At 69.8% G+C, this 21,230-nt stretch carries 22 protein-coding genes; 9 read left to right on the forward strand and 13 right to left on the reverse strand.

What is annotated here, in order from left to right:
* From B9O00_RS18080 to B9O00_RS18090, 3 genes are all read right to left on the reverse strand, one after another.
* On the reverse strand, positions 1-248 hold a 248-nt coding region (locus B9O00_RS18080; protein WP_143596268.1), incomplete at its 3' end, for a transposase.
* A gap of 80 nt (positions 249-328) precedes the next feature.
* On the reverse strand, positions 329-862 hold the full coding sequence (locus tag B9O00_RS18085) for an invasion associated locus B family protein (protein ID WP_085124111.1): 534 nt from the start codon (positions 860-862) through the stop codon (positions 329-331).
* Between the two features lie 90 nt (positions 863-952).
* Positions 953-1,417 (reverse strand): DUF6790 family protein, encoded by a 465-nt coding sequence (locus B9O00_RS18090; protein WP_085124112.1) that lies wholly within the window; start codon positions 1,415-1,417, stop codon positions 953-955.
* A gap of 184 nt (positions 1,418-1,601) precedes the next feature.
* Here B9O00_RS18090 and B9O00_RS18095 point away from each other — a divergent pair, with 184 nt between their 5' ends.
* Complete coding sequence (locus B9O00_RS18095) at positions 1,602-2,780, forward strand: GGDEF domain-containing protein (protein ID WP_085124113.1); 1,179 nt, start codon at positions 1,602-1,604, stop codon at positions 2,778-2,780.
* 67 nt (positions 2,781-2,847) lie between these two features.
* Entirely contained in the window at positions 2,848-3,765 is a 918-nt protein-coding gene (locus B9O00_RS18100; protein WP_159460250.1) for a heme-dependent oxidative N-demethylase family protein, read from the forward strand.
* 108 nt (positions 3,766-3,873) lie between these two features.
* On the opposite strand, the gene B9O00_RS18105 is transcribed toward B9O00_RS18100, so the two are convergent.
* The 7 genes from B9O00_RS18105 to aroQ form a co-directional block, all read right to left on the reverse strand.
* Entirely contained in the window at positions 3,874-4,542 is a 669-nt protein-coding gene (locus tag B9O00_RS18105; protein WP_085124115.1) for a tetratricopeptide repeat protein, read from the reverse strand.
* Between the two features lie 200 nt (positions 4,543-4,742).
* On the reverse strand, positions 4,743-5,123 hold the full coding sequence (locus B9O00_RS34160; protein WP_280523332.1) for an acyltransferase: 381 nt from the start codon (positions 5,121-5,123) through the stop codon (positions 4,743-4,745).
* Positions 5,101-6,420 carry an MDR family oxidoreductase gene (locus tag B9O00_RS18115; RefSeq protein WP_089229736.1) on the reverse strand — a complete coding sequence of 440 codons (1,320 nt, stop codon included), beginning with the start codon at positions 6,418-6,420 and terminating at the stop codon, positions 5,101-5,103. Before B9O00_RS18115 ends, B9O00_RS34160 begins: the two co-directional genes overlap by 23 nt.
* Positions 6,417-6,845 (reverse strand): PPC domain-containing DNA-binding protein, encoded by a 429-nt coding sequence (locus tag B9O00_RS18120; protein WP_085124117.1) that lies wholly within the window; start codon positions 6,843-6,845, stop codon positions 6,417-6,419. The genes B9O00_RS18115 and B9O00_RS18120 overlap by 4 nt, the downstream gene beginning before the upstream one ends.
* The gene (locus tag B9O00_RS18125) at positions 6,842-7,351 is read right to left on the reverse strand and encodes a PCC domain-containing protein (protein ID WP_085124118.1); all 510 of its coding nucleotides are present in this window, start codon (positions 7,349-7,351) and stop codon (positions 6,842-6,844) included. Before B9O00_RS18125 ends, B9O00_RS18120 begins: the two co-directional genes overlap by 4 nt.
* A gap of 22 nt (positions 7,352-7,373) precedes the next feature.
* Entirely contained in the window at positions 7,374-8,543 is a 1,170-nt protein-coding gene (locus tag B9O00_RS18130) for an acetyl-CoA acetyltransferase (RefSeq protein WP_085124119.1), read from the reverse strand.
* A 237-nt stretch (positions 8,544-8,780) separates the two neighbouring features.
* The gene (gene aroQ, locus B9O00_RS18135; protein ID WP_085124120.1) at positions 8,781-9,236 is read right to left on the reverse strand and encodes a type II 3-dehydroquinate dehydratase; all 456 of its coding nucleotides are present in this window, start codon (positions 9,234-9,236) and stop codon (positions 8,781-8,783) included.
* Between the two features lie 169 nt (positions 9,237-9,405).
* On the opposite strand from aroQ, the gene B9O00_RS18140 reads away from it, so the two are divergent.
* The 7 genes from B9O00_RS18140 to B9O00_RS18170 all read left to right on the forward strand — a co-directional run bounded on the left by B9O00_RS18140 (position 9,406) and on the right by B9O00_RS18170 (position 16,585).
* A complete protein-coding gene (locus B9O00_RS18140; protein ID WP_085124121.1) occupies positions 9,406-10,410 on the forward strand; it encodes a sialic acid TRAP transporter substrate-binding protein SiaP in 1,005 nt (334 codons plus the stop codon).
* Between the two features lie 192 nt (positions 10,411-10,602).
* Positions 10,603-11,109 (forward strand): TRAP transporter small permease, encoded by a 507-nt coding sequence (locus B9O00_RS18145; protein ID WP_200808556.1) that lies wholly within the window; start codon positions 10,603-10,605, stop codon positions 11,107-11,109.
* A 178-nt stretch (positions 11,110-11,287) separates the two neighbouring features.
* Complete coding sequence (locus B9O00_RS18150) at positions 11,288-12,583, forward strand: TRAP transporter large permease (RefSeq protein WP_085124122.1); 1,296 nt, start codon at positions 11,288-11,290, stop codon at positions 12,581-12,583.
* Positions 12,584-12,615: 32 nt separating this feature from the next.
* Positions 12,616-13,542, forward strand: coding sequence for a dihydrodipicolinate synthase family protein (locus B9O00_RS18155; protein ID WP_085124123.1), 927 nt, complete (start codon positions 12,616-12,618; stop codon positions 13,540-13,542).
* Positions 13,543-13,725: 183 nt separating this feature from the next.
* Entirely contained in the window at positions 13,726-14,616 is an 891-nt protein-coding gene (locus tag B9O00_RS18160; RefSeq protein ID WP_085124124.1) for a sce7726 family protein, read from the forward strand.
* 6 nt (positions 14,617-14,622) lie between these two features.
* Positions 14,623-15,558, forward strand: coding sequence for a sce7725 family protein (locus B9O00_RS18165; RefSeq protein ID WP_085124125.1), 936 nt, complete (start codon positions 14,623-14,625; stop codon positions 15,556-15,558).
* A gap of 199 nt (positions 15,559-15,757) precedes the next feature.
* Entirely contained in the window at positions 15,758-16,585 is an 828-nt protein-coding gene (locus B9O00_RS18170) for an RES family NAD+ phosphorylase (RefSeq protein WP_200808557.1), read from the forward strand.
* Between the two features lie 7 nt (positions 16,586-16,592).
* Here the strand turns inward: B9O00_RS18170 and bglX are convergent, their stop codons facing one another.
* The 3 genes from bglX to B9O00_RS18185 all read right to left on the reverse strand — a co-directional run bounded on the left by bglX (position 16,593) and on the right by B9O00_RS18185 (position 21,221).
* Positions 16,593-18,875, reverse strand: coding sequence for a beta-glucosidase BglX (gene bglX / locus B9O00_RS18175; RefSeq protein ID WP_159460251.1), 2,283 nt, complete (start codon positions 18,873-18,875; stop codon positions 16,593-16,595).
* 343 nt (positions 18,876-19,218) lie between these two features.
* Positions 19,219-20,004: an N-formylglutamate amidohydrolase gene (locus B9O00_RS18180; RefSeq protein ID WP_085124128.1), complete on the reverse strand. Its 786-nt coding sequence runs from the start codon at positions 20,002-20,004 to the stop codon at positions 19,219-19,221.
* Between the two features lie 350 nt (positions 20,005-20,354).
* Positions 20,355-21,221 (reverse strand): MurR/RpiR family transcriptional regulator, encoded by an 867-nt coding sequence (locus tag B9O00_RS18185; RefSeq protein ID WP_085124129.1) that lies wholly within the window; start codon positions 21,219-21,221, stop codon positions 20,355-20,357.
* Positions 21,222-21,230 lie beyond the last annotated feature (9 nt).

Raw genomic sequence — 21,230 nt, forward strand, 5'->3', positions numbered from 1 at the left:
TGCTCCATCAGCTGGCGCTCCGAGCGGATCGAGTAGAAGGCCTGCAGCAGCAGCGCCCGCAGCAGCTTCTCCGGCGCGATCGACGGCCGCCCGATCCGCGAATAGAGCTCATCGAAACGCGGCGAGAGAACCTCCAGCGCCTCGTCGACGATCGCCCGGATCCCCCGCAGAGGATGATCCGACGGCACCCGAGCTTCGCAGCTCACGTAAGAGAACAGCTCGCCCGAACCCGCATCCCCGCCGCGCATGCCAAGCCTCCCTCGGCAACACCATGACGGAATCGAATCACCTCCCGCACAGAGCCGGAAGACACTTTTTCAGCAGCCTGCTAGCGGACCAGCGCCAGCGTCCGGTCGTGCGCGGCGGCGAAGCCCTTCAGCGGCACCAGGAAGGCGACCGGATGCCCGGTGTCGCTGGAGGCGACGGTCAGCCTCAGCGTCGTGCCGGCGCGCAGCCTGGCGACGACGTCCTTGCCGAGCATCAGCGGCACCAGGCAGCCGACCGGCAGGCAGGTGCGGAAGGTCAGCGGCTCGCCGACCGGCCTGTCGTCGACCTGCGCCGCAACGCCGCGCCCGAGCAGCAGGCCGAAGGGCAGGACCAGCGTCCCGGCGAGCCCCCCGTCCTCGGCGGGACTCAGCTCGACGAGGAGCAGGCGCTGCCCGTTCTTCGCGACCTGCTGCTGGCTGAGGCTGCAGTGCTTGGCGCCGTCCTTGGTCTGGCAGCCGACCTGCCAGCTCTCGTAGGTCTCGCTCAGCGAAGAGGCGCCGCCCGGCAGGCCGCCGCTGCCGGCGGTCTCGGCGAAGCCGGCGCGCAACGGCAGGACGAGCAACAGGAGGACGATCGCCGTGATCCGGGACACCATTCTGCCGCTAGCCTCCCGCGCAATGTCTTGCCGCCACCGTCGCGGCCGTCATAGCAGAGATGGACGTCGGCTTGATCCCCGGGTCCGCCCTCACGCGGCCAGCAGCCCGACCAGCAGGGTCAGCGGGGTCAGGATGTCCCACCAGAAGATCGGGCCGCAGTTGTTGATCGCGAAGTTGCGCTCCTGGACCATCTCGCGCAGGTGGCCGATCGCCGCACCCCAGAGGAAGCAGGCCGAGACCAGGAAGACCGCCCAGGCGGCCGGCGCGCCCAGCCAGGTCGCGGCGATCGCCGCCGTGCCGATGCCGAGGTTGGCGACGCCGACCTCGTACTGGAAGGGGCTGGTCTCCCAGCCGATCGACCGGGCGACCTGCTCGGCGACGAAGACGTGGCCGAGGAAGGCCCAGAGGCTCATCAGGCCGAGCGAGACCAGCAGCATCCACTGGGCCAGCGGCGCCAGGCCGGGATCGGCGGCCGGCACCCCGACGCCGAGGAGGGCGAGGACCAGGGCGATCGCGTAGAGGATCGCCGGCACGAAGGCCATGATCGGGTTCACGGTGGCGGACTCCTGCCTGGACGAGCGACCGCAACTAGATCGCGCCGCGGCTGTTTCGGCAAGACGCGCCGGCGGCCCGGCAATAACCAAAGGCTAACCCCTCGCCGCTAGACTGCCGGCCAGTGCGCCGCGGCCGGACCCCGCGACGCCGTTCGGTTCCGGCGAACAGCGAGAAAGGCCGACCATGGCGGACAGCGCCCCGTCGATCAGCTCCCCCGGCAAGTCCGCCGCCAAGCCCTCCGGCGGCGGCCGCTCGAAGGCGCAGGCCGAATCGGCCCGCCTGGCAGAGCTGACGCTCGCCTCGATGAAGGAGCGCGGCATCCCCGCCGACCCGATGAACTACGCCGTCTGGTACGCCTACCATTCGGGCCGCCGGCCGGAGCTGAAGCGCGCCATCGACGCGCTGATCGAGAAGGGCGAGCGCTTCACCGCGACGCGCAACGAGGAGCTGTTCTCCGGCTTCTTCAGCGCCGACCGCCAGAGCGAGACCTTCGGCGCCACCGGCATCAAGCTGGAGGCGGCGATGGCGCGCATCCTCGAGCTGGTCAGCGACGCCAGCGGCAACGCCGAGCGCTACGGCGAGCGACTGGAGAACTTCAGCGGCGCCATCGAGCGGGTCGGCGAGCGCAGCGGCGGCGCCGACGGCCAGGCCGACGGCGAGCTGGCCGTGCTGATCCAGGGCATCGTCGAGGAGACCCAGGGCATGCTGGAGCGCTCGCGGGCGCTCGAGACCCGGCTGGCGAGCTCGTCGGAGGAGCTGGCCGAGCTGCGCCACACCCTGCAGGAAGTGCGCATCGAGGCGACGACCGACGGCCTGACCGGCCTCGCCAACCGCAAGCAGTTCGACCTGTCGCTGAAGCTGGCCGCCACGGCAGCCGAGGAGAGCGGCAAGCCGCTCTGCCTGCTGATGACCGACGTCGACCACTTCAAGCGCTTCAACGACTCCTTCGGCCACCGCATCGGCGACCAGGTGCTGAAGACCCTGGCGCACATCCTGAAGAGCGGCGTCCGGGACACGGATACGCCGGCGCGCTACGGCGGCGAGGAGTTCGCCGTGATCCTGCCGGAGATCGACCTGGACGACGCCATCGCCCTGGCCGACCGCCTGCGCCAGGCCCTGGCCGGCAAGCGCCTGACCAACCGCACGACCGGCGCCGACTACGGCACCGTCACCATCTCGGTCGGCGTCGCGCGGCTGCGCCGCGGCGAGACCCTCGACGACCTGATCGCGCGCGCCGACAGCGCGCTCTACCGGGCCAAGGGCGCCGGGCGCAACTGCATCGTCGACGAGCGCGACCAGACCCGGCGCGGCGGTCCCCAGAGAAGCGAGGCGAAGGGCGAGGCGCCGCGGGCCGCCGGCTGAAGCGCCGACGCTGCCGGGACGAACGGCACGACTGACAAGCCGCGGCCACCTCGCCAATATGCGCGCCATGACGATACCGCCCTACCTGCCCTTCACCGACGGCCCCTGGCGCATGACCATGGGCTTGATGGCGATGAAGCCGCGCGACTGGATCGAGATCGACGAGGAGTACGACTTCTACGTCGCCGAGAAGCGCCGTCTGCTGAGCGAGCGGCGGGCCGCGATCTTCGCCGCCCGGCCCGGCTCCGAGGCGGCCTGCCGAGAGCTGCAGGACAACCTGGCCGGCTTCCTGGCCGAGCGCTTTCCCGAGCGCTTCGCGCTCGAGGGCCGGACCCTGACGCGCCTCGCCGACGGCACGGCCTGGGACCTCGACGACGGCCCGGAGAAGGGGGGCGAGCACCCGCTGGCCCGGGCCGGCCTCTGGGTGCAGGAGGACTTCTGCCTGCTGCAGTCGGCGGGCGAGGACGAGCCCTACCTGCTGACCGCCGCCACGCTCTCCTTCCCGACCCGCTGGAAGCTGGCCGAGAAGGTCGGCGTGCCGCTGCTGGCGATCCACGATCCCGTGCCGGGCTACGGCGAGCGGCTCGGCCGGCCGGTCGACCGCTTCTTCCAGAAGCTCTCGCCCGACCGCCCGGTCTGGCGCGCCAACTGGTCGCTGATCGACGAGCCGACGCTGTTCGTCCCCGAGGGCCACGGCCGCAAGGACCGGGATCCCGCGATCACCGCAGAGAACGCCGGCGAGCGGGTCTGGCTGCGCGTCGAGCGCCAGACCCTGCGGCGCCTGCCGGAGAGCGGCGCGGTCGTGTTCGGCATCCGGGTCTACCGCCATCCGCTGTCGAGCCTGGCCGAGGCGCCGGAGGCGGCCGGCCAGCTGGCGCGCTGGCTCGGCGAACTGCCCGAGGACCTGGCCCGCTACAAGTCGCTGCCGGTGTTCGGCGAGGCGGTGCGCAGCTATCTCCAGAAACTGGCTTGTGTTGCAGCGTGACGATTTCCAGGGCCGGAAATGGTCGTTTTCTGGGGATAACCTGCGGGATAAGTTAAAAAGCTCGGGATAAATCGACCGATCCGAGCCGCCCGCGCTCAGGTGTCCGGGCTATTTCGGCGGCATCTTGGCCGCCGCCGCGGCGCTCGCACGCTGCGCGTCGGTCAGCAGCGGCGCGATCTCTGCGACCAGGCCCGTGGCCTCGGCGACGCCGGCCTCGCGGGCCCGCAGCAGCCAGAGATAGGCGGTCTCGGCGTCGGGCGGGCTGCTGCGCAGCGCCAGCAGGCCGCGATTGAGGGCGGCCCGCGCGATGCCGCCGCGGAAGGCCTGCTCGTAGAGCCTGGCGGCCTCGGCATCGTCGGGCGCGACGCCGCGCCCGGCCTCGTAGAAGACCGCGAGATTGTAGGCGGCCTGGGGGATGCCGGCCGCGGCCGCCGCGCGATACCAGTGCGCCGCCCCCGCATCGTCGGGGGGGTCGGCCCGGCTGAGCAGGGCGCCGAGCCGGAACTCGGCCGCCGGCTGGCCGTTCCCGGCAGCCAGCTCGTACCAGTGCTTCGCCTTCGCCAGGTCGACCGGCGTGCCGATGCCGCGCTCGTACATCGCGCCGGCGATCGCCTGGGCCTGGACGTCGCCGCGCTCGGCGCGGTGCACGTACCAGTCGACGCCGAGCCGCTCGTTCCAGGGCAGCAGCTCCCACAGGGGATCGCGTGCGGCACCGGGATCGGCCCGGAACAGCAGGACGAGCAGCGCCAGCGCGCCGAGCAGCCAGCGCCTGGTCAAGGCCGTGCGAAACTCGAAGAGGGTCGGACAGGCTCTCGCGACGCGCGGCCTCTGCCGCCTCCGGACGCCGAATCCGTCAAGCTGGATCGCAATCGAACCCCCATGCCCACCAGTGCGACTTATGCCCCATGCGGCACTTGTGTGACAAGACGGGGCGGCGGGATGCGCGAAAGCGCGCTCTTTCGCGCGCGAGCGGGGGGTCAGCGCCGCCGGAAGGCCTCCGAGCAGCGCAGCGGGCGCAGCACCCGGGCGGGGTTGCCGGCGGCCAGGACGCCCGGCGGGATCGCGGCGGTGACGACCGAGCCGGCACCGACCACCGAGTGGTCGCCGATGGTCACGCCCGGCAGCACGACGACGCCGCGGCCGAGCCAGACGTTGCGGCCGAGGCGGACCGGCGCGACGCCGACCTCGGCGCCCTCCTCGATCTGGTGGAAGTTCGAGTCGTAGAGGGCGGTCATATCGCCGATCTTGCAGTCGTCGCCGATCTCGATCGAGCGCTGCGCCGAGACCACGACGCCACTGTTGAGGAAGACGCGCTCGCCGAGGACCAGCCTGCCCTCAGGCCCGGTCGAGAGGTGCACCGGGACGGTCGTGGCGCGGACGAACAGGCCGCTGCCGACCCGCAGGGTGCCGCGGTTGGTGATCAGGGGCGGCGGACCGTCGACCCGCACGGCCTCGGCGCCGAGCGCGCCGGCCCGGCGGAACAGCCGCGCCGCCCGGCGCGCGCGCAGCCGACGCGCCAGGCGCTCCGCCAGGCCCAAGCCCGGCCCGGGCGGCGGCGTCTCCGCCGCCACCGGTTCGTCGATCACTGCGACCATCGGCCGAGGCTAGCGCCTGCGCCGCCTCCGGCCTGTGACCAAGGCGTGAGAAGAAGCGGGCAGCCCCATACCGCCGGACGTCGATGACCTTTCGGCCCTGGATCTGCCCCGCCAGGATCGCGTCGGCCAGGGCCGGCAGCTCGCCGAGGCCGGCCTCGGAGGTCATGGCCTCGAGCCTGTCGAGCGGCAGGTCGGCGACCAGGCGCTGCCAGGCGGCGACCCGGTCCGCATAGGGCCGGAGCACCGAATCGATGCCGAGCAGCTTGACCCCGCGCAGCAGGAAGGGCAGCACCGTGGTCTCCAGCCTGTTGCCGCCGGCGAGGCCGACCGCGGCAATCGAGCGGCCGTAGCCCATCTGGCTCAGCACATGGGCCAGGGTCGTGCCGCCGACCGCGTCGACGCAGGCGGCCCAGCGTTCCTTGTCGAGCGGCCGGCTCGGCGCCTCGGCCAGCTCGGCGCGCTCGACGATCTCGGCGGCGCCCAGGTCCCTCAGGTAGCCGTGGGTCTCGGCCCGCCCCGTCGAGGCGGCGACCCGGTAGCCGAGCGTCGCCAGGATCGCGACGGCGACCGAGCCGACGCCGCCGGCGGCACCGGTGACCAGCACCGGCCGCTCCTCGCCGGGCGCCAGGCCGTGGCGCTCCAGGTCGAGGACCGCCAGCATCGCCGTGAAGCCGGCGGTGCCGATCGCCATGGCCTGCCTCGTCGTCAGGCCCGCGGGCAGCGGCACCAGCCAGTCGGCCTTGACCCGCGCCTTCTCGGCGTAGCCGCCCCAGTGCCACTCGCCGACCCGCCAGCCGGTCAGCACGACCTTGTCGCCGGCCTTGTAGCGCGGGTCGGAACTGGCCTCGACCGTGCCGGCGAAGTCGACGCCGGGCACGTGCGGATAGCTGCGCACCAGCCGGCCGATGCCCTTGAGCACCATGCCGTCCTTGTAGTTGAGGGTCGACCACTCGACGGCGACCGTGACCTCGCCTTCCGGCAGGCGCGACTCCTCGAGCTCGACCAGGCCGCCGGCGACCTTGCCGTCCGTCTCTTCCAGCAGGTGCGCCCTGAAGCTCATGGCCGGTCCTCCGTTCCGCTCTCGTCGTCCTCCGGCAGCCACTCCTGGAGCACCAGCTCCAGGGTGATGCCGATCGGGTTGGCGCCGCGCACGAAGCGGCCGCCGTAGAGGACCGCGTCGCCGTCGGCGACCGTGCCCTGCAGATGGGCGCGCGGCCGGCCCTCGCGGTCGGCGCGCAGCTCGCCGCTCAAGGTCAGGATCTCGATGCCCGGACCCTCGACCGTGGTGACGCCGGCATGCTCGTCGGCGCCGTAGCCGAGCGCCGCGTCGACCAGCGAGCCGACCGCCGAGCGCACCGTGGCGTAGCCGAGGCCCGCCTCGGCGGCGGCCAGCTCGATGCCCTCGACCAGGTCCTGGTTCGGCTTCAGGCGGATCGCGACCAGGCGGCCGGGACGCCCGGCCTCGAACAGCGTCTCGTGGCTCATGCCTCGCCTCTTGCCGTCTGGGTCCGGGGAATCAGCAGGGTCTCGCCGGTCTCCTCGTCGTGGCCCTCGACGAAGCCGGCGCCGGCCAGGCCGGCCACCATCGCGACCAGACCCTCGGCGCCGGCCCGGACGCTGCCGGCGACCGGGCGGCCGCCGCGCAGCCGGCCGGCGGCGTCCAGAGCGACGATCCGGCAGTCGAAGAGCGGCCCGCCGGCGGCGTCGCGGCCGACCAGGCCGCTGCCGCCGATCAGGGTCAGCGGTCCCTCGAGGGCCTTCGGCGGCGCCTCGCCGAGCGGCCCGCCGCGGCGCAGCTCCAGTCTCTCCAGGCCGCCGCTCAGCAGCTGCACCGCGGCCTGCTCGACGCCGCGGGCGGCCAGGCCCTCGAGCAGCGCGGCGGCGAGCTCGCTGCCCGGCGCCAGGGTGACGCGCCACTCGCCGGCCGAGCGGCCGACGGCGATCTGCCGTCGCGGCTGGGTCGGCCGGCCGGGATGCTTGATCAGCCTCACGGGCGGGCCTCGCCGACCGCGCCTACTTCAGCGGCTCGAGGATCGAGACGTAGTTGGCGACGGCGGCGCCGCCCATGTTGAAGATGCCGCCCAGCGTCGCGTCCCTGACCTGCATGCCCTCGGCCTTGCCGGTCAGCTGCATCGAGGTCATGACGTGCATCGAGACGCCGGTCGCGCCGATCGGGTGGCCCTTGGACTTGAGGCCGCCGGAGGGATTGACCGGCAGCCGGCCGTCCTTCTTCGTCCAGCCCTCGAGCGCCGCCCTGGCGCCCTGGCCGCGCGGCACCAGGCCCATGGCCTCGTACTCCAGCAGCTCGGCGATGGTGAAGCAGTCGTGGGTCTCGACCAGCGACAGGTCGGCGAGGCTGGTGCCGGCCTCGGCATGGGCCTTCTTCCAGGCCTGCTCGCAGCCCTCGAACAGCACGATGTCGCGCTTGGAGAGCGGCAGGTAGTCGTTGACCTGGACGGCGGCGCGGAACTTCACCGCCTTGTCCATCGCGGCCGCGGTCTCCTCGTCGGCCAGCACCAGGGCGGCGGCGCCGTCGGAGACCAGCGAGCAGTCGGTGCGCTTCAGGGGACCTGCGACGTAGGGGTTCTTCTCCGAGACGGTCCGGCAGAAGTCGTAGCCGAGGTCCTTGCGCATCTGCGCCCAGGGGTTCTCGACGCCGTTGGCGTGGTTCTTGGCGGCGATCGCGGCCAGCGCGTCGGACTGGTCGCCGTGGCGCTGGAAGTACTGGTTCGCGATGACGCCGAACACGCCGGCGAAGCCGCCGTCGATCTCGCCCTCCTCCTTGAGGTAGGAGGCCTTGAGCAGGGTCTTGCCGATCTCCGGGCCCGGCAGCGCGGTCATCTTCTCGACGCCGACGACCAGCACGAAGCGGCCCTTGCCGGCGGCGATAGTCTTGAGGCCCTGGTGGATCGCCGCCGAGCCGGTCGCGCAGGCGTTCTCGACGCGCGTCGCCGGCTTGAAGCGGAAGTCCGGCGAGGTCTGCAGCACCAGGGAGGAGGGGAAGCCCTGGGGCGAGAAGCCCTCGTTGTAGGTGCCGAGCACGATCTCGTCGATGTCCTTCGGCTCCAGGCCGGCATCGGCGACCGCCTGGGTCGCGACCTTGCCGATCAGCGATTCGACGTCGTCGTTCTCGTGCTTGCCGAAGGGCGTGTGCGCCCAGCCGACGATGCAGGAGCTGGTCATGGTTCCGGCTCTCCCTCGGGTGTTGGCGTTGTTGCTGTCCTGGCCCCTGATATAGCCGCGCCCGGCCCCGACCGCCAGCCGCGGCACGGTCACAGCTGCGGCGACCGGCGGGCGCGGGTGGGAGGTGACGGGCCCTCACGCCCCTCGACAGGCTCGGGACGAAGCGGACCGCGAGGCAAGCCCCCACCCGGGCTTCGTCCCGAGCCTGTCGAGGGGCGTGGGAGCGCGGACTGCGCCCTACCCCTGCCCGAGCAGCGTCCCGAGGCGCCGGATCGCCATCTCGTAGCCCTGGATGCCGTAGCCGGCGATGACGCCGGTCGCGACGCCCGAGACGTAGGAGTGGTGGCGGAAGGGCTCGCGCCTGTGGACGTTGGAGATGTGCACCTCGAAGACCGGGACCTCGAGCGTGTTGAGCGCGTCGAGGATCGCGACCGAGGTATGGGTGTAGGCCGCCGGGTTGATGACCAGGCCGCTCGCCGTCTCGCGCGCCTCGTGGATCCAGTCGATGATCTCGTGCTCGGCGTTGGACTGGTGGAAGCGGATGTCGAAGCCGAAGGCGCCGCCGGTCTGGCGGCACAGCGCCTCGACGTCGGCCAGCGTGTCGCTGCCGTAGATCTGCGGCTGGCGCTTGCCGAGCAGGTTGAGGTTCGGGCCGTTCAGCACGAAGACGAGCTTGGGGGTGAGCCTGGTCATGACGCCTTTCCGCGGTCGCTGGGGGTTTCCTCGGCTGCCGTTCTACGCGCTGCGGCGCGGCGGCGCGAGCCGCCGCGTGCGCTGCAGCCACTGGCAGAGCATCGCGGCTCGTGCCATCGTTCGTTTGAGAGCGCGGTTACGCGCCGTCACGCAAGGGGGAGGAAAGTCGATGACCCAGTTCGTTACGCGCCGGGCCTTCCTGGCCTCGACCGCGGTCGCCGCCGCGGCCGCTTCCGTCGCCGGCCGGGCCCGGCCGGCCTTCGCCGCCGACAAGGTGACCCTGCGTCTCTCCTCGCCGGCGACCCCGACCGACCAGCGCGCCGTGGCGCTGACCGAGGTCTTCGGCCCCGCCGTCGCCGGCTTCGCCAGCTTCGAGCCGCACTGGAACGCCAGCCTGTTCAAGCAGGGCACCGAGCTGGAGGCGATCGCCCGCGGCAACCTGGAGATGTCGATCACCTCGGCCCAGGAGCTGGCGACCCTGTTCCCCGAGTGGTCGATCTTCACCGCCGGCTACCTGCACCGCGACGCCGAGCACCAGAAGAAGGTCTTCGCCGCCGCCTTCATGGACCCGATGAAGCAGAAGGTCGAAGAGCAGCTGGGCGTCAAGCTGCTGACCGTCATGTACCTCGGCCGCCGCCAGCTCAACCTGCGCATCGAGAAGCACATCGAGACGCCGGCGGACCTCGCCGGCGTCAAGCTGCGCATGCCCGGCACCGACGCCTGGCAGTTCCTGGGCAGGGCGCTCGGCGCCAACCCGGTGCCGATGGCCTTCACCGAGGTCTACACCGGCCTGCAGACCGGCGCGATCGACGGCCAGGACAACCCGCTGCCGACCGACAAGGACTCGAAGTTCTACGAGGTCACCAGGCAGATCGTGCTGACCAGCCACCTGGTCGACCTCAACTACCTCGCCTTCTCCAAGCAGGTCTGGGACGGCCTTTCGGCCGAGCAGCGGGCGACCGTCCAGAAGGCCGCCGACGACGCCGCCGAGCTCGGCCGCAAGCGCCAGCTCAAGCTCGAGGACGAGCTGGCCCAGTTCTTCAAGGACCAGGGCCTGAAGGTCTACGAGCCGAACGTCGAGGCCTTCCGCAAGCACGTCCAGAAGGCCTACCTGGAGTCCGACTTCGCCAAGGACTGGCCGAAGGGCATGGTCGACCAGATCAACGCGCTGTAGCGGGCGGATCATGCGCGGCCCTGCCCACGCGCCCTCCCTCTCCGCCCCGGGGGGCGGAGAGGGCCGGGGAGAGGTGGGGGTCGCGCCCTTGCCGTTCGCGCCGGCGCCGGCCGTTCCGCCCGGATCCCCCACCTCTCCCTGCCCTCTCCCCCCCGAGGGGCGGAGAGGGAGCCTTGAGGGGCAGGAGGCGCCGTGAGCGGACCCCTCGCCCGCCTGCGCGGCGCCGCCGACCGCGCGGCCGAGGCCGTCTCGGTCGCGCTGCTGGCGGCGATGTTCGCGGCCTTCGTGCTGCAGATCGTCTCGCGCTACCTCTTCGACGCGCCGCTCGGCTGGACCCTGGAGCTCTGTCTCACGACCTGGCTCTGGCTGGTCTTCTGGACCTCGGCCTTCGTGCTGGGCGAGCGCGACCACGTCCGCTTCGACGTGCTCTACCTCTCGGGCGGCCGGCGCCTGAGGCGGGCCTTCGCCCTGGCCGCGGCGCTGGCGATCCTGGCGGGCTTCCTGGCCAGCCTGCCGGCGACCCTGGACTACATCACCTTCTACCGGATCAAGCACAGCGCGACCCTGCACATCCGCCTCGACTGGGTGTTCTCGGTCTACGGCCTCTTCGCCGTGGCGATGGTGGTGCGCTACCTGGTCCGGAGCTGGCGGCTGGTCAGGGGCGAAACGACGGACGAGGACGCGGAGGCGGGGGCGTGACGGCGGCCGCCCGCTCCCTTCCTTCCCCTCTCCGCCCCCGGGGGCGGAGAGGCCGGGAGAGGTGGGGGACCGGCCCTGCCGGACCGGCAGCGCCGGCGCCGGCGGCATCGCCCCCACCTCTCCCCGCCCCTCTCCCCCCCGGGGGGCGGAGAGGGAGGACTCGGAAGGCCCCTCCGCCATGACCCTCGGCTTCGGGCTCTGCCTGCTGGCGCTCTTCGTCCTGGCCGGGATCGGCGCGCCGATCGCGCTGTCGATGATCGTCGCGGCGGTCGTCTACCTGGCGCTCAGGGGCCAGGACCTGGGGCTCGCCGCCGAGCAGATCATCCAGGGGCTCTACGACTCCTTCATCCTGCTCGCGGTGCCGCTGTTCATCGTCGCCGCCAACATCATGAACGCCGGCACGATCAGCGAGCGGCTGCTGGCCTTCTGCATCGCCCTGGTCGGCCGCTTCCGGGGCGGCCTCGGCCACGTCAACGTCGTCGCCAGCCTGATCTTCTCCGGCATGTCGGGCTCGGCGGTCGCCGACGCCGCCGGCATCGGCAAGATCGTCATCGAGATGATGACCAGGGACGGCCGCTACCCGCCGGGCTACGCGGCGGCGATCACCGCGGCCTCCTCGACCATCGGGCCGATCATCCCGCCCTCGATCCCGATGGTCATGTACGCCCTCGTCTCGGATTCCTCGATCGGCTACCTGTTCCTCGGCGGCATCGTGCCGGGCCTGCTGATGGGCCTGGTGCTGATGGCGATGAACGCCTGGATGGCGCGCCGCCGGAACTTCGCGACCGACGCGCCGGTCCCGATCCGCGAGCTGCCGCGCCTGACGGTGCGCGCCTTCCCGGCCCTCCTGATGCCGGTCATCCTGCTCTACGGCATCTACGGCGGCGCCACCACCCCGACCGAGGCGGCGGCGGTCGCCGCGGCCTACGCCCTGGTGCTGGCCGCCCTGTTCTACCGGGCGCTGTCCTGGCGCGCGCTCTACGACATCCTGGCCGGCAGCGCCCGCTCCTCGGCCGCGGTCGGCCTGGTCATCGGCGGCGCCCTCATCTTCAACTACATCGTCGCCAGCGAGAACATCCCGGGCCGGGTCGCCGGTGCGCTGGCCGGCCTCGAGATGGACCCGCTGGTCTTCCTGATCGCGGTCAACGTCCTGTTCCTGCTGCTCGGCTGCATCCTCGATGCCACGACCATCATCCTGGTCATCGTGCCGCTGTTCGTGCCGGCCTGCCGCCAGCTCGGCATCGACCTGGTGCACTTCGGCGTGGTCACGGTGGTCAACGTGATGATCGGCCTGATCACCCCGCCCTACGGCATCCTGCTGTTCGTGATCAACGCCACGACCGGCATCCCGCTGCGCGCCATGATCCGCGAGATCGGCCCCTTCCTCGCAGTGCTGGTCCTCGCGCTCGTCGTGATGATCCTCTGGCCGGAGCTGGTACTCTGGCTGCCGCAGCAGTTCGGCTACAAGGGCTGAACGGCCCCGCTTTCGCGAAGGACCCCGACACCGTGACCAGCCAGCTCGCCCCGCACCCCGCCACCCGCAACCGCGTCAAGGCGCTGATCGGCACCAGCGCCGCCCTGGTCACCCCCTTCGAGGCCGGCGGCGCCGTCGACTGGCACCGCTTCGCCGGCCACGCCAAGCACCTGCTGGACCAGGGGCCGCAGGGCGGCGGCATGACGGTGGTCACCGCCTTCGGCACGACCGGCGAGGGCGTCTCGATCCCGCGCGAGGCCCGCGCCGACCTCTACGAGCGCATGGAGGAGCACGGCGTCGCCGCCGGCCAGCTGGTCGAGGGCGTCTACGGGCCGGTCTCGGCCGAGGCCGGCCGCCACCTCGGCCGCTCCCTGGCCGCCGGCGCCGCCGCGATCCTGCTGGCCCCGCCCTTCTACTTCAAGGGCGTGCCGGACGAGGGCCTCTACCGCTGGTTCGCCGAGGCCTTCGAGGCCGCCGGCGGCGCCGCGCGCGACGTCATCCTCTACAACATCCCGCAGCTGACCGGCGTGCCGCTCGGCCCGGCCCTGGTCGGCCGCCTGCGCGACGCCTTCCCCGAGGTCGTCGCCGGCGTCAAGGACAGCGCCGGCGACTGGCCCGCGACGCAGGCCCTGCTCGCCGAGCACCGCGACCTCGCCATCCTCGTCGGCCACGAGGGCCACCTCGCCCAGGCCGTGCGCGCCGGCGCCAGCGGCGCGATCAGCGGCCTCGCCAACGTCGCGCCGGGGCTGGTGGCGAAGCTGGTGAGCGGCGAGGAGGACCCGCGGACGGAGAAGCTGCTGGCCCGGATCCTGGCCCTGGCGGTGGTGCCGGCGGTCAAGGCGCTGACGGCCGGGCAGACCGGGGACCACGGCTGGCTGGCGGTCAGGGCGCCGCTGGTGGCGATGGATGCGGGGGACGCGGAGGGGCTGTGGCGGGAGCTGGGGGAGATGCTGCAGTAGGGCCCCGGACAGAAGGCGGCCATCGCGCGCGCCGATCCCAAGACTACGGACCCCACGTTTCGGAGGCGGAGACAACCGTTAGTGCACTCTTTGGTCCATGGAGAGTGTGCCGTCAGCATAGCCGCCCACGCGTAGCAACATTGAGATGTCGCAATCCCTCATTAGATGTGGCAACCTAAACTGATGAGTTCACTTGACGCGTCGCAGACCTCAGCAATCTCACGCCTATTCTCTTCGGCCGTATTCCGTGAGATGGCCAAGAGGGGTCGCTCTGCCACGTTTGCGCGGCTGTTCGCCCAGTGCGGTATTGAAGGGGCCTGTCCGGCAAACGCAACCGTGGGAGAGGGGTTCGATCGAGCCTTCGCTGTGCTTAAGAAGGCTGGGCTGCGCGACGAGTACATTTACCGGGCCGCCGTTACGCACAAGATCCTGTTGGGCAAGCACTCGCTTAACACAGCGTGCATGCTCACCGAATTTCGTGCCGGCAAGAGCAAGGCGGACCTTGTCATCCTGAATGGCACTGCCACGGTATTTGAAATAAAATCTGAACGAGATTCTCTGGCTCGGCTCGCGAATCAGGTCGAAAACTATAAGAAGGTGTTCGCGGCCGTGAATGTGATCGCGAGCGAAGCCCACGTTGGCGGTGTGCTCGCAACAGTTTCGGACGATGTCGGCGTAATGTGTCTCTCTCGACGCTACAGCATTTCGACCATCCGCGACGCAAGCGACCGACCCGATCGGATTAGTCCTGTAATTGTGTTTGAGTCACTTCGATCAGGAGAGGCACGCAATATTCTCAGGAAGCTTGGAGTGCATGTTCCCGACGTTCCAAACACGATGATGCACGTAGCGATGCGTGAAGCGTTTTCCCACCTTGAGCCAATAGCCCTGCACCGCGCGATGGTAGATGTACTTAAGGGCACTCGAAACCTAGCGCCACTTGGCCGTCTGGTGGATAGACTCCCGCCCTCATTGCATGCAGCCGCACTCTCGATTCAGGTTCGGCCCAGGGAGCACGAACACTTGGTCCAAGCTGTCTCTACACCGCTCCCTAGTGCAATGCTGTGGGCCTAGCGGCACATGTACCATCCGTATTTTCGCGGCAAGCAGTTCGAGCTTCTAACGATCCGAGAGTCGGCGAACGTGCTGGCCAATTCGGGCTTCACTCCCATCATAGAACCAGTCAAAGAATCTCTCGGCGGCCTCCGGCGAACGCTGCAGTCTATCTGCGAAGCTGGCGGCAAAGCGATCGTAGTCGTAAACCCATACCATGGGGACCATCGCGAAGATGGTGGCGGAATATCGGCTCTGCTGAGGGAAGAATATCTCGGGAATGATGCGATTTCCGCTGGCATTCTGCTAAAGAAAGACATGCAAATAGAAGAGGCGCTTGATTCTTGTGGTCAGCACGAGGATCACAATCCAACTCTCATTCACGCTGGTTTTGCCGAGGCGAGAGCACTGGCCGTGGAGCTCGGAGAAGATCTCAATGGGGTTCGGAACATATTTTTCGAGCAGCATTGCGGTAAGCTCTACCGAAGGCACTTCAACAGAGGCGAGCGAGTTTTACTTCGGGACGGTTTCCAACGTCGTCGGAACCGTGACCACCCTTTCCTTGAACCCTTCTCTGATCTACATGTGACGTTTGAAGACGAGGGGATGACAGGCTTTGGAGATTTTCTCGTGGTTGGTGACGATTTTATGGAGTCGGGAGGTCCGGCCTATGCGGTAGCCATTCACTTAACATTCATTGACCCTGACAAAGATGATGAAATGTTGATTTATCATTTTATTTCTAAGCGCCGCGACACCCCTACCGATCCGGCCGGCAAATTCGGAGAGGCCCTTCACAAGATGATCGAGACAATCGACTTGCCTGATTCCAAAGTCCTAGATACTGACGCCGTTAGGGAATTTCGCAATCTCTATGCGCAGAGGCATTTTCCGGGCCTTGGCTATGTCAAGAAGCTCTCAATGAAGCATCATATCGAAACGTTCGCTCATTTCTTTTCCTAGAGATATGCCCTCGCTCTGCTGCCCAGAATGCTTTCGAGATCGAGGCCTGACGAAGAGCATCATCCCAGCATTGTCAAAAGTTCGGGGAAAGTGTTCTTTTTGCGAAACAGACGATATGAATCTAGTCGAACCCGAAGACTTGAGGGAGTACTTCCAGCTTCTAATTAACATCTATGAGCCGAATCCAATCGGAAGATTCTTGGTCGAGTGGCTCAAAGATGACTGGCATCTTTTTACACATCCGCGCATGGATTTGGCCAATGCGAAAGAACTCTTGAGCGAGATCCTCAACGACGGAGATATAGTTCAAAAACCGTTTGCACCCTCTCCATCCTATAGAAGCGAAGCCCTTATTCGGTGGGAAACACTTCGCGAAGAGCTACTTTACAAAAATCGGTTCTTCCTGGATGAAGCGCTGGATACGGATCGCTTGACAGAGCTATTAGGTCATCTACCGGCCGATGATTTGCCAAAGAAATGGTATCGCGCTCGCATTCAAGCTGGGGCAGATCCGTTTTTAATCGGCGCCATGGGTGCACCCCCAAAACGCCTTGCTTCTTATGGAAGAGCGAACCCGGCCGGCATTCCCTACCTCTATTTGGGATCGACCCAGGAGACGGCGGCGTCAGAGATCCGTCCGCATACGGGTGAGATTGTTTGCATTGCTGACTTCGCGATCTCCGGCACAATAAACGTTGTCGACCTTCGAAATCCACGTTACGTTGTGTCTCCTTTCCTGTTGCTCGATGAAGGTGCGATTGGCCAGTTACGTGCAGACATCAACTTTCTCGAAAAACTAGGTAATGAACTGACGCAGCCTGTCCTACCTCAAGGTGCTGCCATCGACTATTTGCCGAGCCAGTATCTCTGCGAATTTATAAAAAAGAGCGACTACGACGGTGTCATCTATCGGAGCTCTGTCAGCAATGGAATAAACTTAGCATTATTTGACCCGACTAAGGCCATTGGCGGTTCTGTCCAACAGTTCTCTGTTAGCCGAGTCCTAGTTGAAGTTGCAGCCATTTAGGTCGGACCTAAGTCTTTCTCCACACGCCCCACCTCACCTCCGCCATTTGCAGATCCGCCGAGCTGTTCCCTCCCATCTGCACCACGAACCTACCCGGCTCCCACACCCGCTCCGGCCCCGCCAACCGTTCCGCCCGCCAGAACGCCAGCTCCGCCGTCGTCACCCGGAACGCGACCCGCGTCTCCTCCCCCGGCTCCAGCTGCACCTTCCGGAATTCCTTCAGCTCGCGCACCGGTCGCGACCGGCTGGCGACGGGGTCGCCGAGGTAGAGCTGAAGGGTTTCCTCGGCGGGCCTGTTGCCGACATTCCGCACCGTGACCGCCACCTCCAGCACGGCGTCCTCGCCCGTCAGCTCCGTCGCGCTCAACTCCAGCGGCCCCATCTCGACCGCCCCATAGGTCAACCCGTGCCCGAACGGATAGAGCGGCGTGTGGGGGCCCTCCAGGCGGCTGGCGGTGGTGAACTTGCGGAAGACGCGGGCGCCGGTGGCGTCGACCTCGCTGTCGCCGGCGACGTCGATGCCGATGCGGTCGCGCGGGCGGCCGGTCGGGGGCTCGGCGTAGTGGATCGGGCACTGGCCGGCGGTGCGCGGGAAGGACATGGCGAGCTTGGCCGTGGGCGCGGCGGCGCCGGTCAGGAGGTCGGCGAGGGCGTGGCCGGCCTCGCTGCCGGGGAACCAGGCGTGGAGGATGGCAGAGGCCAAGCGGTCCTCGGCCTCCAGGGCCAGGGGGCGGCCGGAGAAGGTGACCAGGACCAGGGGCTTGCCGGTCGCGGCCAGGGCCTCGACCAGGCGGCGCTGGCTGCCGGGCAGGCCGAGGTCCGTGCGGGTCGCGGACTCGCCGCTGTGCTCCTTGGCCTCGCCGAGGCAGGCGACGACGAGCTCGCTGTCGCGGGCCAGGGCCACGGCCTCGGCGATCATGACGTCGGTCGGGCGCGGGTCGGGGTCGAGGGTCGGGCCGAAGACGTCGAGGCGCGCGGCGACGTTGGGGTCGTCGACGAGGTTGCAGCCGCGGGCATGGCGGACCCGGTCGCCGAGCGCGGCCCTCAGGCCCTCCAGCACGGTGACGCTGTCCTCGGCCCTGGCGGCGACGGCCCAGGTGCCCTGCATGTTGGCGCGGCTGTCGGCGAGCGGGCCGACCAGGGCGATCCGGCCCTCCCCGGCCAGCGGCAGGACGCCGTCGTTCTTGAGCAGCACGCAGGACCTCACGGCCGCCTCGCGGGCCAGCGCCCGGTGCGCCGGGGTCAGGATCGCGGCGCGGGCGGCCTCGGCGGTCGGCACGCGGGCGCCCGGCTCGAACAGGCCGAGCTTCAGCTTGGCGGCGAGCACGCGGCGGCAGGCGGCGTCGACGGCGGCCTCGGCGATCCGGCCCTCGGCGACCAGGGCCGGCAGGTGGCGCAGGTAGGCCTCGCTGATCAGGTCGATGTCGACGCCGGCGGTGAAGGCCAGGAACGCCGCTTCCTTCTCGTCGGCGGCGACGCCGTGGTGCACCAGCTCCAGGATCGCCGTGTAGTCGGAGATGATCAGCCCCTCGAAGCCCCAGAGCCGGCGCAGCACGCCCTGCAGCAGCTCCTCGTGGGCCGTGCAGGGGATGCCCGAGAGGTCGTGGAAGCCGACCATGACGGCGCCGACCCCGGCCTCGACCGCGGCCTTGAAGGGCGGCAGCACGACGTTGTGCAGGCGGTAGGGGCTGGCGTCGACGGCGTTGTAGTCGCGGCCGGCCTCGGCGAGGCCGTAGCCGGCGAAGTGCTTGGCCGTCGCCATGACGGTCGCGGGCTGCGCGAGATCGCCCTGCTGGAAGCCCTCGACCCAGGCGCGGGCCAGCACGGACCCGAGGTAGGGGGCCTCGCCGGGGCTTTCCGCGCAGCGGCCCCAGCGGGCGTCGCGCGAGACGTCGAGCATCGGCGCCCAGTTGAGCGCGACGCCGGCCGCCGCGGCCTCGCGGGCCGCGACCTCGGCGGTGCGGCGCACCAGCTCGGGGTCGAAGCTGCAGGCCAGCGCCAGGGGCAGCGGGAAGACCGTGCGGAAGCCGTGGATCACGTCCATGGTGAAGAGCAGCGGGATGCCGTGGGGCGACTCCTCGACGGCGAGGCGCTGCAGCTCGGCGAGGCGTTCCGGCTCGAAGCCGGCGGCGAGCAGGCCGACCTCGCCGCGGCGGATCCGGGTCTCGATGTCCAGCACCGCCTCGCCGGCGCCCATCGAGGGCGCGCCCTCGGCGTTGGGGTGGTTCAGCTGGCCGACCTTGTCGGCCAGGCTCATGCGGGCGAGGAGGTCGTCGAGGAAGGCGGTCATGGGTGACGAGGGTGCACCGGCCGGCGGCGGGGGCAAGGGGCAATTCGGGGGCGAGGCCCTTCTCGTCGTCCTCGCGCCCCCGTTCCCCGCCATCCCTCCGTCTTCGCCATACCTCCGTCTTCGCCATACCTCCGTCTCCGTCATCCCGGCGAAAGCCGGGATCCAGAGAACGACGCCGTGAGTGCGGGCCGCGGGCCGTTCGCGCGGGCGGCCCTTTCCTCTGGATCCTCGCTTCCGCGAGGATGACGAGGAGGGGGCGAGGATGACGGGGAGAGGCGGAGGACGACGGAGGAGCGGGCGGGGGACGACGGAGGAGGAGCGAGGACGCCGGTAAGAGGCCCCCCTACCCCAACCTTGCCGCGGCCTCGGACAGCAGGCGCGTCAGGCGCTCGGCCCAGGCCTGCTGCCCGGCCTCGTCGGCGACCAGGTCCTGGCGGATCTCCAGCTCGACGTGGTCGATGCCGCGCTGCTCGCCGTGGACCGGGATGGTGTAGTCGGTCTCGTCGCCGACGGCATAGGGCTCGTTGTCGCCGACCACCAGGTCGCCCTCGGCCTCGAAGAGCGCCATCATGATCTCCGCCAGGCGCCGGTTGCGGTTGTAGAGCACGCCGACGTGCCAGGGCCGCGCGACGCCCTTGAAGACCGGGGTGAAGGAGTGGACGGCGACCAGCAGGGTCGCGGCGCCGGCCTGCGCGCGGCGGTCGAGCTCGGCGACCAGGGTGTCGTGGTAGGGCCGGAAGATCTCGTCGTGGCGGGCGCGCCGCTGCTCCGGATGGATCGCGCGGTTGCCGGGGATCTCGGTCAGCTCGCTGACCTCCGGCATCGAGCCGGGCACCCGGGGGTGGCGGTTGCAGTCGATGACCAGGCGCGAATAGACCTGGGCGACCAGGGGCGCCGCCAGCCGGTCGGCGAGGCCGCGGGCGACGCCGGCGGCGCCGATGTCCCAGGCGATGTGCCGCGCCAGCTCGCTCTCCGGCAGGCCGAGGTCGCCGAGCGCCCGCGGGATGCGCCGGCCGGCATGGTCGCAGGCCAGCAGGAAGCGCGAGCCGGCGCCGAGGTTGCGGACCTCGACCGGATCGGGCTCGCCGGCGGCGAGGAGGCGGTGCGTGGCGGCGGTGTCGGCGGTCATCGGATCAGCTCCTGGGACGGGTGGTGGCGGCTGCGGGCCATTTCGTCTTCCCGTCGTCCCGCCCTCTGCCGTCGTTCCGCCCTCTGCCGTCATCCCCGCTTTCGCGGGGATGACGAAAGAATGGAAGGGGATGGCGAAGGAAAGGGTGGGGACGACGAACGAAAGGAGGGGGAGGACGATGCAAGGGACGGGGACGGCGACGGGAGAGGGGACGGGCCGGGCGAGCGGGCGGCGGCGCGCTGCCACGTCGCTCGACAGGCTCGGGACGAAGCGAACCATGAGCCGGCTCCGACAGTCGCTTCGTCCCGAGCCTGTCGAGGGGCGTGGCAGGAGAACCGGCAACACCGCCCTTACTCCCCCGCCAGCTGGCCGCGCAGCGCCTCGAGGCGCTCCATGCGCTTCTTGATCGGGCCCCAGCGGCGCTCGTGGACGCGGGCGATCAGGGCCTCGTTGACGGCGGAGATGGCCGAGAAGGACTCCCAGCTCGACGGCATGACGGTGCGCACCGGGAAGACGTGGCGGGCGACGGCGGCGAGCGGCGAGACCCAGTGGTCGGTGATCAGCACGACCTGGGCGCCGAGCCCCGCCGCCGCGCGGGCGAAGCGCACCACGTCGTCCTGGTAGCGGCGGATGTCGTAGACCACCAGCACGTCGCGCCGGCCGACGTCGAGCAGGTGCTCGACCCAGGTCGCGGTCTGGCCCTCGACCAGGGCGACGCCGGGCCGGAGCTCGCGCAGGTGCTGGTAGAGGTGCAGGGCCTGGCTGGCGGTGAAGCGGCCGCCGAGCAGCAGCACCTTGCGGCGCTCGTCGGCCAGCAGCTCGACCGCGCCCTCGAACTCCTCGCGCGACAGCTCGGCCAGCGAGCGCTCGACGTTCTCGACGATGGAGCGGCCGTAGGCGGCCAGGAAGTCTCCCGCGCCCTGCCCGTCCTCGCCGGCCGCCACCGCCTTCTCCGGCGCCTTGGCGAGCGGCGTCTGCAGGCGCCGCTCCAGCTCGTCGCGCAGGGCCTGCTGGAAGTCGAGGTAGGACTCGAAGCCGAGCTTGGCGACCAGGCGCAGCACGGTCGGGCCGGAGACGCCGGCGCGCCGGGCGAACTGGGCCACGGTCTCCAGCCCGGCGACGGGATAGTTGTCGAGCAGGATCAAGGCCGGCCGCCGCTCAGTCGGGGTCAGGCGGCCGAGCTGGTTGCGGACCCGCGTCGCGATCGAGCTCTCCATCCGGCCTCT

The organism is Tistlia consotensis USBA 355 (assembly GCF_900177295.1).
Lineage (GTDB): Bacteria > Pseudomonadota > Alphaproteobacteria > Kiloniellales > DSM-21159 > Tistlia > Tistlia consotensis.

Bases quoted from the DNA above. Each gene is read 5' to 3' on its own strand.
- B9O00_RS18085 (WP_085124111.1), bottom strand. From the start codon at position 862: ATGGTGTCCCGGATCACGGCGATCGTCCTCCTGTTGCTCGTCCTGCCG.
- B9O00_RS18095 (WP_085124113.1), top strand. From the start codon at position 1,602: ATGGCGGACAGCGCCCCGTCGATCAGCTCCCCCGGCAAGTCCGCCGCC.
- B9O00_RS18100 (WP_159460250.1), top strand. From the start codon at position 2,848: ATGACGATACCGCCCTACCTGCCCTTCACCGACGGCCCCTGGCGCATG.
- B9O00_RS18115 (WP_089229736.1), bottom strand. From the start codon at position 6,420: ATGAGCTTCAGGGCGCACCTGCTGGAAGAGACGGACGGCAAGGTCGCC.
- B9O00_RS18120 (WP_085124117.1), bottom strand. From the start codon at position 6,845: ATGAGCCACGAGACGCTGTTCGAGGCCGGGCGTCCCGGCCGCCTGGTC.
- B9O00_RS18130 (WP_085124119.1), bottom strand. From the start codon at position 8,543: ATGACCAGCTCCTGCATCGTCGGCTGGGCGCACACGCCCTTCGGCAAG.
- aroQ (WP_085124120.1), bottom strand. From the start codon at position 9,236: ATGACCAGGCTCACCCCCAAGCTCGTCTTCGTGCTGAACGGCCCGAAC.
- B9O00_RS18140 (WP_085124121.1), top strand. From the start codon at position 9,406: ATGACCCAGTTCGTTACGCGCCGGGCCTTCCTGGCCTCGACCGCGGTC.
- B9O00_RS18150 (WP_085124122.1), top strand. From the start codon at position 11,288: ATGACCCTCGGCTTCGGGCTCTGCCTGCTGGCGCTCTTCGTCCTGGCC.
- B9O00_RS18160 (WP_085124124.1), top strand. From the start codon at position 13,726: ATGAGTTCACTTGACGCGTCGCAGACCTCAGCAATCTCACGCCTATTC.
- B9O00_RS18165 (WP_085124125.1), top strand. From the start codon at position 14,623: ATGTACCATCCGTATTTTCGCGGCAAGCAGTTCGAGCTTCTAACGATC.
- bglX (WP_159460251.1), bottom strand. From the start codon at position 18,875: ATGACCGCCTTCCTCGACGACCTCCTCGCCCGCATGAGCCTGGCCGAC.
- B9O00_RS18180 (WP_085124128.1), bottom strand. From the start codon at position 20,004: ATGACCGCCGACACCGCCGCCACGCACCGCCTCCTCGCCGCCGGCGAG.
- B9O00_RS18185 (WP_085124129.1), bottom strand. From the start codon at position 21,221: ATGGAGAGCTCGATCGCGACGCGGGTCCGCAACCAGCTCGGCCGCCTG.